At 51.0% G+C, this 13,696-nt stretch carries 13 protein-coding genes; 5 read left to right on the plus strand and 8 right to left on the minus strand.

The genetic code is table 11. The features are described from left to right. Nucleotides 1-119: 119 nt before the first annotated feature. Entirely contained in the window at nt 120-1,535 is a 1,416-nt protein-coding gene (gene dnaB / locus BG55_RS05005; RefSeq protein ID WP_034935001.1) for a replicative DNA helicase, read from the minus strand. Between the two features lie 101 nt (nt 1,536-1,636). On the opposite strand from dnaB, the gene BG55_RS05010 reads away from it, so the two are divergent. Further along, nucleotides 1,637-2,617 (plus strand): quinone oxidoreductase, encoded by a 981-nt coding sequence (locus BG55_RS05010; protein ID WP_034935003.1) that lies wholly within the window; start codon nt 1,637-1,639, stop codon nt 2,615-2,617. Nucleotides 2,618-2,841: 224 nt separating this feature from the next. Here the strand turns inward: BG55_RS05010 and pspG are convergent, their stop codons facing one another. Together pspG and dusA are read right to left on the minus strand one after the other, a co-directional pair. Continuing rightward, entirely contained in the window at nt 2,842-3,072 is a 231-nt protein-coding gene (gene pspG / locus BG55_RS05015) for an envelope stress response protein PspG (RefSeq protein ID WP_034935005.1), read from the minus strand. A 172-nt stretch (nt 3,073-3,244) separates the two neighbouring features. Then, nucleotides 3,245-4,282 carry a tRNA dihydrouridine(20/20a) synthase DusA gene (dusA, locus tag BG55_RS05020; RefSeq protein WP_420889606.1) on the minus strand — a complete coding sequence of 346 codons (1,038 nt, stop codon included), beginning with the start codon at nt 4,280-4,282 and terminating at the stop codon, nt 3,245-3,247. Nucleotides 4,283-4,638: 356 nt separating this feature from the next. Here dusA and BG55_RS05025 point away from each other — a divergent pair, with 356 nt between their 5' ends. Then, a complete protein-coding gene (locus tag BG55_RS05025) occupies nt 4,639-4,974 on the plus strand; it encodes a hypothetical protein (protein WP_235192719.1) in 336 nt (111 codons plus the stop codon). Between the two features lie 107 nt (nt 4,975-5,081). Next, complete coding sequence (locus BG55_RS22425; RefSeq protein ID WP_034935008.1) at nt 5,082-5,660, plus strand: hypothetical protein; 579 nt, start codon at nt 5,082-5,084, stop codon at nt 5,658-5,660. A gap of 138 nt (nt 5,661-5,798) precedes the next feature. On the opposite strand, the gene BG55_RS05035 is transcribed toward BG55_RS22425, so the two are convergent. Next, complete coding sequence (locus tag BG55_RS05035) at nt 5,799-7,073, minus strand: conjugal transfer protein TraF (protein ID WP_034935009.1); 1,275 nt, start codon at nt 7,071-7,073, stop codon at nt 5,799-5,801. A gap of 475 nt (nt 7,074-7,548) precedes the next feature. On the opposite strand from BG55_RS05035, the gene zur reads away from it, so the two are divergent. After that, on the plus strand, nt 7,549-8,067 hold the full coding sequence (gene zur, locus BG55_RS05040) for a zinc uptake transcriptional repressor Zur (protein ID WP_034935011.1): 519 nt from the start codon (nt 7,549-7,551) through the stop codon (nt 8,065-8,067). A gap of 102 nt (nt 8,068-8,169) precedes the next feature. On the opposite strand, the gene BG55_RS05045 is transcribed toward zur, so the two are convergent. The 4 genes from BG55_RS05045 to BG55_RS05060 form a co-directional block, all read right to left on the minus strand. After that, nucleotides 8,170-8,379, minus strand: a complete 210-nt coding sequence (locus BG55_RS05045) for a CsbD family protein (protein WP_034935013.1) — start codon at nt 8,377-8,379, stop codon at nt 8,170-8,172. A gap of 232 nt (nt 8,380-8,611) precedes the next feature. Further along, nucleotides 8,612-9,931: an MATE family efflux transporter DinF gene (gene dinF, locus BG55_RS05050; protein WP_034935079.1), complete on the minus strand. Its 1,320-nt coding sequence runs from the start codon at nt 9,929-9,931 to the stop codon at nt 8,612-8,614. A 92-nt stretch (nt 9,932-10,023) separates the two neighbouring features. Then, nucleotides 10,024-10,632, minus strand: coding sequence for a transcriptional repressor LexA (gene lexA / locus BG55_RS05055; RefSeq protein ID WP_034935016.1), 609 nt, complete (start codon nt 10,630-10,632; stop codon nt 10,024-10,026). Nucleotides 10,633-10,740: 108 nt separating this feature from the next. After that, nucleotides 10,741-11,109: a diacylglycerol kinase gene (locus BG55_RS05060; protein ID WP_034935017.1), complete on the minus strand. Its 369-nt coding sequence runs from the start codon at nt 11,107-11,109 to the stop codon at nt 10,741-10,743. Between the two features lie 128 nt (nt 11,110-11,237). Here BG55_RS05060 and plsB point away from each other — a divergent pair, with 128 nt between their 5' ends. After that, on the plus strand, nt 11,238-13,661 hold the full coding sequence (gene plsB, locus BG55_RS05065; RefSeq protein WP_034935019.1) for a glycerol-3-phosphate 1-O-acyltransferase PlsB: 2,424 nt from the start codon (nt 11,238-11,240) through the stop codon (nt 13,659-13,661). The last annotated feature ends 35 nt before the right edge of the window (nt 13,662-13,696 follow it).

The raw sequence follows: 13,696 nt of genomic DNA on the forward strand, positions 1-13,696 counted from the left end.
CATCCCTGGTAGTCTGGCAGGAGAGAGATAATAAACATTACGCTTAATTATGTGAGAACAAGGCTCTGAAAATCGGTGCTCAGAGCCATCTGACGGGAAACGCCTGCGGCGCAGACGACTTACTCTTCGTCGTACTGCGGTCCGGCATAATTATCAAAACGGGACCACTGACCGTTAAACGTCAGCCTTACGGTGCCGATCGGGCCGTTACGCTGTTTACCCAGAATGATTTCCGCAATGCCTTTCAAATCGCTGTTTTCGTGATAAACCTCATCACGATAGATAAACATGATCAGGTCAGCATCCTGTTCAATGGAGCCGGACTCACGCAGGTCGGAGTTGACCGGGCGTTTATCGGCACGCTGCTCAAGCGAACGGTTGAGCTGCGACAGCGCCACTACCGGCACCTGTAGCTCTTTCGCCAGCGCCTTCAGGGAACGGGAGATTTCGGCAATTTCCAGCGTACGGTTATCTGACAACGACGGCACCCGCATCAGTTGCAGGTAGTCGATCATAATCAGGCTCAGGCCACCATGTTCACGAAAGATACGCCGTGCTCGCGAACGAACTTCTGTCGGCGTCAGGCCGGAGGAGTCATCAATAAACATGTTCTTTTTCTCCAGCAGAATACCCATGGTGCTGGAGATGCGCGCCCAGTCTTCATCATCTAACTGACCGGTACGAATACGGGTTTGATCCACCCGCGACAACGAGGCCAGCATACGCATCATAATCTGCTCGCCGGGCATTTCGAGACTGAAGATCAACACCGGCTTGTCCTGCAACATCGCCGCATTTTCGCAGAGATTCATCGCAAAGGTGGTTTTACCCATCGACGGACGGGCGGCGACGATGATCAGATCGGAGCGTTGCAGGCCCGCCGTTTTTTTATTCAGATCCTGATAGCCGGTATCCACGCCCGTCACACCGTCGTGCGGCGTCTGATAAAGCGATTCGATCCTGGAAATGGTCGCCTCAAGGATCTGATCAACACTCTTTGGCCCCTCATCTTTATTCGCCCGGTTTTCCGCGATCTGAAAAACACGGGATTCGGCGAGATCGAGCAGATCTTCGCTGGTACGCCCCTGTGGATCATATCCCGCATCGGCGATCTCATTGGCAACGGCGATCATCTCACGCACCACCGCACGTTCACGCACAATGTCCGCATAAGCGCCGATATTTGCCGCACTTGGCGTATTTTTAGCTAACTCCGCCAGATAGGCGAAGCCACCCACCATGCTCAGCTCACCTTTGGTTTCCATTGATTCCGAAAGGGTGATCAGATCGATGGGCTTACCCTGCTCCAGCAGGCGCTGCATTTCACTGAAAATCATCCGGTGCGGCCGACTGAAAAAGTCCTGTGCCACCACCCGTTCGGAGACGTTATCCCAACGTTCATTGTCCAGCATCAACCCGCCCAACACGGATTGCTCCGCTTCCAGAGAATGGGGCGGCAATTTCAGCCCTTCCATTTGCCGGTCACGCGGCTCACGGTTTTCAGCGGATTTGTTGGAGGGTTTATTTCCTGCCATAGTGATGAGATACCAAAAATCTGAGGGGGAGAAGTGCGCAAGTATACCCGTTCGCCCCCCTTTCGTCCTCTCTCAATGATGCACAATCAACAGGAGTGATCATGGCAAAACGTATACAAATCAGCCAGCATGGCGGCCCGGAAGTCATGCAGATGATTGATGTGGCGATCCCCGAGCCGGCAGCGGGTGAAGTGATCGTGGAGAATAAGGCGATTGGCATCAATTACATCGATACCTATGTACGTAGCGGATTATATCCGACGCCACTGCCTGCCGGATTAGGCACCGAAGCGGCAGGCGTGGTGAAAAGCGTTGGCGCAGGCGTCACTACATTTAAAGAGGGCGACCGCGTCGTCTATGCACAATCAGCCCTGGGTGCCTACAGCGAATATCATGCGGTACACAGCGACAAGCTGGCGCTGTTGCCTGATGCCATCTCTTATCAACAGGCAGCCGCATCGTTTCTGAAAGGGCTGACGGTGCATTACCTGCTGCGCCAGACGTATGTCGTCCAGCCGGAGGAAATTTTCCTGTTTCAGGCAGCGGCAGGCGGCGTGGGGCTGATTGCCTGTCAGTGGGCGAAAGCGCTGGGTGCTCATCTGATCGGAACGGTTGGCTCAGCGGAAAAAGCCGCGAGGGCAATGCAAGCCGGGGCGTGGGCGACCATTAACTATCGGGAAGAAAATGTCGCGCAGCGCGTCAGCGAACTGACACAGGGGAAAAAGGTGCGGGTGGTGTATGATTCGGTGGGCAAAGAGACCTGGGAGGCCTCACTGGATTCCCTGCAACGTCGCGGGCTGATGGTCAGCTTTGGTAACGCTTCCGGGCCGGTCACCGGCGTGAATCTGGGCATTCTCAATCAGAAAGGCTCGCTGTATGTCACCCGCCCGTCACTTAACGGTTACATCACCACGCGGGAAGCACTGCATACGGCCAGCAACGAGCTGTTTTCACTGATTGCCAGCGGCGCGATCCAGGTGGATGTCCCCGAACATCAGATGTTTACACTGAGTGACGCACAGCAGGCGCATAAAATGCTGGAAAGCCGTGCCACCCAGGGCTCCTGCCTGCTTATTCCCTGACGCCAGAAACGAACAGGGCTTCCCGCAGGAAGCCCTTTTTTCTTTTTTTAGTTCGCGCTGTTTGTAGGGTCAGCGGCAATGAATTCATTTAAATTCAGCGGGAATTATCCTGGCAGAATTCATAAGTAAAAAATATGTTTAACTGGAAAAATCACTGAACAATATCTCAGGTTGTGATCCAGACCGCACCCGGGGGCGTTAATAATATCGCCAACAGATTGAAATCACCGGATTAATCTGTCCCGGGATTTCGACTGAGGTTTCTGAAAAGCACGATAAATCCACACCGCTACCACCGCCAGCAGCAACCACGGTAGCATTTTGATAACAAACGTAAGCATACCGCCGACAACCATTAAAATGGTGGCGACAATCAGCGCGGCAATAATGGCAGGCACCGTAATGCCAATCACCAGCAACATCACAAAAAAACCAACCACAAATAAGATTTCCATCTGGACGCTCCGCAATAAGGTACAACACCTCTGTTACAAGATACGTGCCAGCTTCGTGTCAGGAATAACGTGCTGATTTTATTTAATATTGATTACGAACTGAAAATGATAGTGGTGAAATTCACCACTATATGGTGAGGGTTTAACACGCATTCTGTTTCCAGGGCCGCGGTCAGACCGTTGTTGGCATCTTATCTGCCACCAGGGCCAGCGCCTGTTCCAGCGTTGTGATGCCCGCGCCGGGTTTGTGGGCATTTTCGCTCAGATGGCGTCGCCACTGCCGTGCGCCGGGGATCCCCTGAAATAAACCCAGCATATGGCGAGTGATGTGACCCAGATAAGTTCCCTGTGCCAGTTCTTGTTCAATGTACGGATACATTGAACGAACCACCGCCACCGGATCAACCACCGGTCGATCGCAGCCAAACAGTTCAGCATCCACTCTCGCCAGCAGGCCGGGATTCTGATAAGCCTCGCGCCCCATCATCACGCCATCAACATGTTGCAGATGCACTTTTGCCTCTGCCAGCGACTTCACACCGCCATTGATTGAAATTGTCAGGTGGGGAAAATCCCGCTTAAGCTGCCAGACACGCTGATAATCCAGCGGCGGGATTTCCCGGTTTTCTTTCGGGCTGAGTCCGGACAGCCAGGCTTTACGCGCGTGAATAATAAACATCTCACAGCCGCCTTTTTCGGAAACCTGGCGGATAAAATCACACAGGAACTCATAGCTGTCCTGCTCGTCGATGCCGATGCGGGTTTTAACCGTTACCGGAATAGCGACCTTATCGCGCATTGCTTTAATACCGTCAGCGACCAGCGCCGCTTCGCCCATCAGACAGGCACCAAAGCGTCCGTTCTGCACACGATCGGACGGGCATCCAACGTTGAGATTAATTTCGTTGTAACCACGCGCCTCTGCCTGCACGGCACACTGCGCCAGCGCGGCGGGATCAAATCCGCCCAGTTGCAGGGCAACAGGCTGTTCCTCCGGATTCCAGGCCAGATAATCCCCTTTGCCATGAATAATTGCGCCGGTGGTGACCATCTCGGTATAGAGCAGCGTCTGGCGCGTCAGTTGACGATGGAAATAGCGGCAGTGGCGATCGGTCCAGTCCAACATCGGGGCGACGCTGAAGCGTCCAGGACACTCATTATCTGTTTTAAGAGCTGTAGCGTGGGTTTTCTGGCATTCAGTATTGGTCATAGTATCGTGCATGTTTTTGATAATCGTCTGTTCCTGCTTTCTATGACACGACAGAAAACAGCTGCAACAGGGTGTCCCGGAATGCCGGAACGGTCTGAATTACGGCTGACTATAACACAACAAAGCCTGCAAACGCGGATGGGACGATGCGCCAGTGCTGCATCATCAGTGTTAAATTCAGCGGCAAACCTGTTCACTGCCGGACCTTCAGTAAGCAAGCTATGGCTGACAGAGGTTAAAAGAGCGTGATCGGGTATGGCAGGGGATGCCCTGGGCAGTAGCGCTCAGTTTGACATCTGAATAAATACTGCTCACGATAGCCTCTTAATGGAAAAACAGGGTGTAAGGGATACACAATGCCAATTCAATCATTTCGCTTTACCCGGCTCGCAGATTTACGTCTGGAAGGCGTCGGCTCTGTACATGCCTCTTTTACCTTGCTTCTCAATATAAAAGAGGATGATGTAAAAGAAGGAAAAAAATTAAATCTGTCGGCATCGCTGATATGTAATGCGGCTAAAGCATACGGTTCAGGAAAAGTTGTACCCTGGTGTAAAGTAAGAAATAACATTGACAATAAAGAATACATATTTGATGCAACAGGAAAATCATTTCTCCTTAGTCATAATGAAACACTCATTGGGAGTGCTGTTTTTATCATACCTCGTAAAAAAATGTCATTCCCTCTGTAAAAGTTCAGGCGGGATACATTTTCGATACGGGATACACCGGAACAATAGTGCCGCTCCCATCAGCATTAACTCAAACCATTTTATTACACAAATTTAATTAAACCATTATGAAAAAGACAGCAAACTTATTAACTGTTATCGCTCTTTTTTTCTGTATAAGAACATCCGCTTTTCCTTACCCTGAGCTGATTGCAGATAAGAATTTACACGAAACAGAAATTATTCGGAAGGCCTCCAGGCTTACAATGATTCTGGTGATGGCAGAGAAACAAGACAAAGACAAAATTCTCGAAGAGTTCAGAATGCTAACCATTAAAAATCCCGACAGCAGTATTATTAAGAATATGTATATAAATAATCTTATTGCTGCAAAACATTACCAGGAAGGATTGGATAATCTCAATACCATCAACAAAAATAATTTAACACGCACTAATTTACTTACTGAATGCATGTTGAGAGAAAGATTGGGAATTAAAGATGAAAACTGCTATAAGGAGGTTATTTTCCTTTCCGAGAAAGATAACATAGTCGACTCAGATTATATAAGTGCACTTTTTTTCTCAGATGATCAACGGTTTGAGCCTCTGAAATTAAAATTAATTAAAGAAAATAAATTTAAAGAAAGTGACTTTCTGGTATTTACCTCAGGCAAGGAAAAAATGCTCTACGAGTTTTTCCCTTAAGGTATTTTTTCGGCAGCGATAAATTTATTACCCTGCTCAAAAAAATTCTTACGTAGTTTCAACTGATGGAAATATGCTGCCAGCTCGTTGAGCGTCAGGATCTCTTTAATAGTGGGGGCGAAAACGCGCCCCCATTGTTCAGAAGGTAAATGTCATCTGGGCAACCGCGCCCCATGTCCTGTCATCACCCTTCATACCAGCAAGATCCAGATGCACCTTGTTAAAGGGTGATATACCAAAGCCAGCCGTAGCCACATTCGTCTGATTAGATTTCATATCTGCCCGATAACCGGCACGCAATTGCAGCCAGCTGAGCAGACGGTATTCCGCACCAATTCCGGCATACTGACTGTCACCGACAGTTTTAAAGCCTTTTGTTGGCGTGGCATCCACATCTAACGCTGCGGTGAAACGCTCGGTATGGAAAGAGATACCCGGCGTAACCACTGGACTAATCTGGTAAGTGTCCTTGAAGCCATTGACCTCTTTGGTATCGATATCACGCGAGATCAGATTTTGTGCGCTGACACCCAGCGTCCAGTAATCTCCCAGGTCGGTCGCCATTCCGGCATCAAGGTTAAAACCGGAGTCACTGTTTTTATAGTTGCCATTGGTGAAGTCTGATTTGTCGTAGTCGTAAACCGAGGCATTGTAGTTATACAGATAAACCTTTTGTAATTTAGGTGTGACACCGAAGGAGACCGGATGTCCGGCAATCTCAAACTCATGAGCCAGAGCGATACCATAATCATAAACAATCGCGCCAAGCCCGGTGGCAGAAGAAGTTAACGTATCCTTCGGGTTGGAGGTAGGTATTGCGCCCCCGTCAGCCACGGCCTGCAAATAGTCAATATCGCTCTGCGTCACATCAGTCGCGACATTTGCCGTGCCGTAGGCTTTGGCAACAAAAGCCGCTGACAGCGTATCATTGGGGATGGTGACAGCAAATGCGGCACCCGCCGTGGCGCTTGCCTTAGATCCCTTGATAGCCCGCAACTGGCTGGCCAGATCGCCCGCTGCTGCGCGGACAGTGGCCAGATTTGCAGACAATGCGTTTAAACCAGCTAAAGTAAACGGCGTGGACGCCAGGTTATCATAAACGTCCTCGTAGTGATTAACGCTGTCCGTCAGATTATCGACTTTATCAATCAGATTATTTTTATCCGTTAACTGAGCACCTACCGCAGGAAAAATAATGCTGACATCATCTTCAGGTTTCGCTTTGGTCATCAGCGCCGGGTTCGCCAGCACCGCAGTACCATATGTTGAAGAGGCCACACCCGTGCCGCCCATGGCATCATTACGCGCATCGTAATAATTGCCCGCAGCCAGCGCACTGAGGGGAGCAAAAAAGAGAACCGGCCAGACAACAGGACGAACAGACCTGCTTAACGTACTGTATTTTTTTGCCATTTTACTTTAAACCCGTCCAGAGAAGGAATAAGTGCTCAGCGGAGGCCTGCACAGGAGACTGCCTGTATTTTGAACACAAAGGCAGTAATTCATTGCTGTGAATTAAGTAAGAATGCAGTGGTTTATCTGCTTATTGTTGTTTTATTTATCTGTTAACAGAGAGACGAGTCAGCCATAACAGCAAAGCCTGCCACGTAGCTAATCGCCTCAGATAATTAACAAAAGGTAGTCAGGATGGTCTCAGGCTGCAAATTAGATTAGCAACGTTTTACAGAAATCATATGGCACTGAATTACCCGCGCCGACACATTAACAAAATTTCACCATCAACCCATAACGCAAATACCCTGCATTTCTGTTGTTTAATCGGAGGGTTAGTTTTAATCAGGTGGCTTAAGATGGCCCGATGGCGGGCATTCGGTGTTTCACAGTGGGCGTGATAACATAACATTCCGATCTGGCCTGGGGAAAAACCATGAACATCAGTAGTGCAGAAAAAATCCTGGCGCAGGCAGAGACACTCTGCCAGCAACGCAATGTCAGGCTCACTCCTCAACGCCTGGAGGTACTGCGTCTGATGTGCCAGCATCAGGGGGCGATTAGCGCTTATGACCTGCTCGATTTGCTCCGCGCCAGTGAACCGCAGGCAAAACCGCCCACCGTCTATCGTGCGTTGGATTTTCTTCTGGAGCAGGGATTTGTGCATCGGGTTGAATCCACTAACAGCTATGTGGTTTGCCATCATTTTGAGCAGCCATCCCACACCTCTGCCATGTTGATTTGCGATCGCTGTGGTGCCGTGGCGGAGCAACATGCCGATGGTGTCGAAAAAATCCTCAAATCGCTGGCCCTGCCTTCAGGATTTATTCTGACCAACAGTGTTATCGAGGCGCATGGGTTGTGTCGGGAATGCGTGGAGGTGGAAACCTGCACCCATCAGGATGTGTGTCAGCATGATCATACGGTAACCAGCCGCAAGCGTGGACGTCAGTAGTTTTCATACTGGTGATAATAAGCAGCTGGAGTGGGTGGGGACAGGAGCGGAACGATGAGGGCGGCACCTTCCCTGTGCCGTTGGTGAGACAGTCAGACTATTTCAAAAGCGGTGGTTATTATGGCTTTCCCAGTCGCTAACCTCTTTCTCCGCCTGGTCTTTCGCATAGCCATAGCGTTCCTGAATTTTTCCCACAAGCTGATCGCGTTTACCTTCCACAACCGTCATATCGTCGTCAGTCAGCTTGCCCCATTTCTCTTTCACTTTACCTTTAATCTGTTTCCAGTTACCGCTGGCTTCATCTTTATTCATGGCATTATTCCTTCAATCAGATCTTAACGGATTTAGTGATATCGTCCCAGCAAAACGCTTAACAACAAAATGAAACGCTACAAAAATGCTGAACTTACGGTTAATTCTAGCTGGGATCTGGCAAACTTCCTGCGCAAAACTTCCGGAGAAGTAACCTGAAAAATAAAGCGGGGAAAAAATCATGAAAATAAAAGACTTACATCAATGCCGCATAGGGTAACAAGATATGTCATCAGGCAAACCAGCTGTTGTTCTGCCAGTGTCGTCGCCAGATTAGCCATAACGTCAGGCCACGTAAAAGCAGGAAAACCGTTACCGCCAGCCACAGACCATGATTTCCCAGCAGCGGTACACTAAACAGCGTCAGACCGAAGCCAGCCGCCGCCACCACCATACCGTTACGCATCTCTCTGGCTCGTGTTGCCCCAATAAACATGCCATCAAGCAGATAGCACCAGACACCGCATACAGGCATTAATATTTGCCAGAACAGGTAAGCATCCGCCTGCTGCCGCAATTCAGCAATTGAAGTCAGTAAAGCCACAATATGCGGGCCGGCAATGGCATATATCAGCGAAAAAAACAGCGCCAACAGTCCTGCCTGACGGCAGGCTGCATGCCATACACGCAGCAGATCCTTGCCGTCGCGGGCACCATATGCCTCACCCGAACAGGCCTCGACGGCGTAAGCAAATCCGTCCAGTGCATAGGCGGTAAAGGTCAGGAACATCAGCAGTACGGCGTTAACCGCCACCACCTCACTACCGAGGCGTGCCCCAAGAATGGTCATTGACAGAAAACAGAGTTGAAGCATCAGCGAGCGCAGCATAATGTCACGATTCAGCCGCAGTAGCCGCGACAGATCGCCCTGCCATGCTGTGAGTAACATAGCCAGCGTGATGCCACGTAACCGGATCACCCGCCCTGCCATGTATAACCCGATTATCAGTGAGCAGTATTCAGCAATCACGGTTGCCATAGCAGCCCCCTGCACCCCCCACTTCAGGCCGATAACCAGCCACACATCCAGTACGATATTGACCAGGTTACCCACCACCAGCAGGATAACCGGGGCTCGGGCATACTGTACGCCCAGCAGCCAGCCCAACAGCACCAGGTTGGCGAGGGTGGCAGGGGCGCTCAGCCAGCGAATATTGAGGAACTGCGCGGCCTGATGCAATACCGCAGGGTCGCCACCGATAACCGTCAGGGCAAGATGATTAAGCGGTGATTTGAACAGGATCAGGATGGTTCCGGCCATCAGCGCGATAAGTAGCGGCTGAATCAGCGCACGAGCCAGCGCAGTTTTATCTCTCGCGCCAAACGCCTGAGCTGTCAGTCCGGTGGTACTCATCCGCAGAAAAAGAAACAACATAAACAGAAAGCTGGTAATCGTGGTGCCGACGGCCACACCGCCAAGATAGCTGGAATTATCAAGGTGGCCTGTTACAGCGGTATCAACCAGACCCAGCAGCGGCACGCTGACATTGGAAAGGATCATCGGCAATGCCAGCCGCCAGAGGTGCTTATCAGAGGAGCTGAATAATCGCATCATCGCCCACTGCGTAACGGATTCACCATTCAGCCCTCACTCCAGACGGAACGGTGACCAGTCAAGCTGCATGATTATTGTTGCGCGAGGCATTACAACCAGTTGCCGTTACGGATGACGCCCACTGCCAGACCTTCGATGGAGAGGCTTTGCTTATTAAGATCGACAACAATCGGTTGGAATTCGTTATTTTCCGGCAAAAGATGGACCACGTTGCCCTGTTTTTTCAGACGCTTGACGGTAACTTCATCGTCAATCCGTGCCACCACAACCTGGCCGTTACGCACATCCTGTGTTTTATGTACCGCCAGCAGATCGCCATCCATAATACCAATATCTTTCATCGACATACCGCTGACACGCAGGAGAAAATCCGCCCCCGGTTTAAACAGGCCAGGATCAACCTGATAGTGCCCTTCAATATGCTGTTCGGCTAACAGCGGCTCACCGGCGGCCACACGGCCTATCAGTGGCAGACCTTCTTCTTCTTCCATCATCAAACGGATTCCCCGTGAGGCTCCGGAGACAATTTCAATCACGCCTTTACGCGCCAGAGCCTTGAGGTGTTCTTCCGCCGCATTGGGGGAGCGGAAACCAAGCCGGGTGGCAATTTCTGCCCGCGTGGGCGGCATGCCGGTCTGGTTAATGTGATCACGTATCAGGTCATAAACCTGTTGCTGCCTTGCCGTTAATGCTTTCATCCCGCCCCCTGGTTGTTTATACAGTCGACTGTGAGTATATACAGGTATTTGCGCGTTGAAAACCAGAATTCAGGCAAAAAAACAGTCATTTGTCAGATTATGCGAGCGCTAACGAAAATAGCTGACTAACAAGGTGACCCAGACGAAAATCGCCAGCATGATAGCCAGCAACACTGCGGCGGAGCCCATATCCTTGGCCCGGCCAGATAGCAGATGGAAGTTGCTGCCCGTCCGATCCACCACGGCTTCAATTGCGCTGTTGATCATCTCAACGATCATCACCAGCACGACAGAGCCTATCAGTAAAACACGCGTGACGGCGTCGACGTTCAGCCAGCAGGCAACGATAATCGCCACGACAGCCACTACGGCCTCCTGACGAAAAGCAGCCTCGTTCTGCCACGCGGCGCGAAGGCCTTTCCATGAGTAGCCTGCTGCTTTTATGATGCGGGTCAATCCGCTGACACGGTTTGCCATAGGGGTAAAACCTTTATGTGATAATGACGTCATTAACTGGAGATAGCACATTTTGTAACACCAAAGATCTCAATGGCGCTTTCTGGTATGCTTGCGGCGTTTTGCTAACAAGAGGCTTCATATTGTCTATGTCAGGTTGGCGTAAGTTTTATTATAACATACTGAATTTACCGGTTAAATTTCTGGTAAAGAGTAAAGCAATCCCTGCTGAGCCGATTGCTGAACTGGGGCTGGACACCTCACGTCCTATTATGTATGTGCTGCCATACGATTCAAAGGCCGATCTACTGGCCCTGCGCGAGCAGTGCCGCAAGCAGGAACTCCCCGACCCGCTGGAACCTCTGGAAATCGATGGTACGGTGCTGCCACGCCACGTATTTATTCATGATGGTCCCCGCGTATTCCCCTACTTTGTGCCAAATCTTCAATCGGTGAAGCTGTTTCACGACTATCTGGATTTACACCGCAGTAACCCGCGCCTTGACGTGCAAATGGTGCCAGTTTCGGTGATGTTTGGCCGGGCGCCGGGCCGTGAAGTCCAGGGTGAAGAACAGCCCCATTTGCGGGTGCTGAACGGCATTCAGAAATTCTTTGCCGTACTCTGGCTGGGCCGGGACAGCTTTGTGCGTTTTTCTCCCATTGTCTCTCTGCGCCGTATGGCCACGGAGCACGGCACCGACAAAACTATTGCCCAGAAGCTGGCAAGAGTCGCGAGAATGCACTTCGCCCGCCAGCGACTGGCCGCCATCGGGCCTCGTCTGCCCGTACGTCAGGATTTATTCAACAAGCTGTTGCAGTCCAAAGCGATTGCTAAAGCAATAGAAGATGAAGCGCGCAGTAAAAAAATCTCCCGCGAGAAAGCACAGCAAAATGCCGTCGAACTGATGGAAGAGATCGCGGCCGATTTTTCTTATGAAGCTATCCGCCTGACCGACCGTGTAATGGGTTGGCTGTGGAGCAAGCTCTATCAGGGCATTAACGTCAACGGCGGCGAACGCGTGCGTCAGCTGGCGCAGGACGGCCATGAAATCGTCTACGTCCCCTGCCACCGCAGCCACATGGATTATCTGCTGCTCTCCTATGTGCTCTATCATCAGGGGCTGGTGCCGCCGCACATTGCCGCCGGGATCAACCTTAACTTCTGGCCCGCCGGGCCCATTTTCCGTCGTCTTGGTGCCTTCTTTATTCGCCGCACCTTCAAGGGTAACAAGCTCTATTCCACCGTATTTCGCGAATATCTCGGCGAACTGTTTACCCGTGGCTATTCCGTTGAATACTTCGTTGAAGGCGGGCGCTCCCGCACTGGCCGCCTGCTGGATCCAAAAACCGGCACGCTGTCGATGACTATCCAGGCCATGCTTCGTGGGGGGAATCGTCCTATTACTCTGGTGCCGATTTATATTGGTTATGAGCATGTGATGGAGGTGGGAACCTACGCCAAAGAACTGCGTGGCGCGACCAAGGAGAAAGAGGGCTTTGTGCAGATGGTGCGCGGCTTGCGTAAGTTACGCAATCTCGGCCAGGGCTATGTCAACTTCGGTGAACCTCTTCCGCTGGTAAGTTATCTGAACAAGCATGTTCCGGAATGGCGTGAGGCCATTGATCCGCTGGAGTCACAACGTCCGGCGTGGCTGACGCCAGCGGTAAACGATATCGCTCAGCGGGTGATGGTGCGGATCAACAATGCCGGGGCAGCCAACGCCATGAACCTGTGTGTTACGGCACTGCTCTCTTCACGTCAGCGCTCACTGACCCGCGAGCAGATGATCGATCAATTAAGCTGCTATACCCAGCTGATGCGCAATGTGCCTTATTCGCCAGATGCAACAGTGCCTGAGATGACGTCAGAGAAGCTGCTGGATCATGCTCTGGGGATGAATAAGTTCGAAATTGAGCAGGATAACATTGGTGAAATCATTGTATTGCCACGCGAGCAGGCGGTACTGATGACCTACTACCGTAACAATATTCACCATATGCTGGTGATGCCTTCGGTCATCGCCGTGATCCTGATGCAGCATCGCGAGATAACCCGTGCCGAACTGCTCCGTCAGGTCAGCGTCATTTATCCGATGCTGAAAACTGAGCTGTTCCTGCGTTGGGAAAAAGAAGCGCTGCCATCCTTGCTGGATGCGCTGGTCAGTGAGATGGCCCGACAGAATCTGCTGAATGCCGATGAACATACCCTGCGTCTGAGCACCTTGCGTTTCCATACGTTGCAACTCCTCGCCGCCGGAGTGCGGGAGACGCTACAACGCTACGCTATTACCTTTTCAATCCTCAGCGCTAATCCATCCATTAATCGTGGCACGCTGGAAAAAGAGAGCCGCACTATGGCTCAGCGTTTATCGGTGTTGCACGGGATTAATGCGCCTGAATTCTTCGACAAAGCGGTGTTTTCCACGCTGGTACTGACGCTACGTGATGAGGGTTATATCAGCGATACCGGTGATGCGTTGGTTGAACAGACGCAAAAGGTTTACCAGATGCTGGCAGATTTGATTACTCAGGAAGTGAGAATGACCATTGAGAGTGCGGTGGCACACGAATAGGTGTTGAGCGCGCAATGCCTCAGCCCGGCCAGTAC

The sequence above is a fragment of the Erwinia mallotivora genome (genome assembly GCF_000590885.1).
GTDB lineage: Bacteria > Pseudomonadota > Gammaproteobacteria > Enterobacterales > Enterobacteriaceae > Erwinia > Erwinia mallotivora.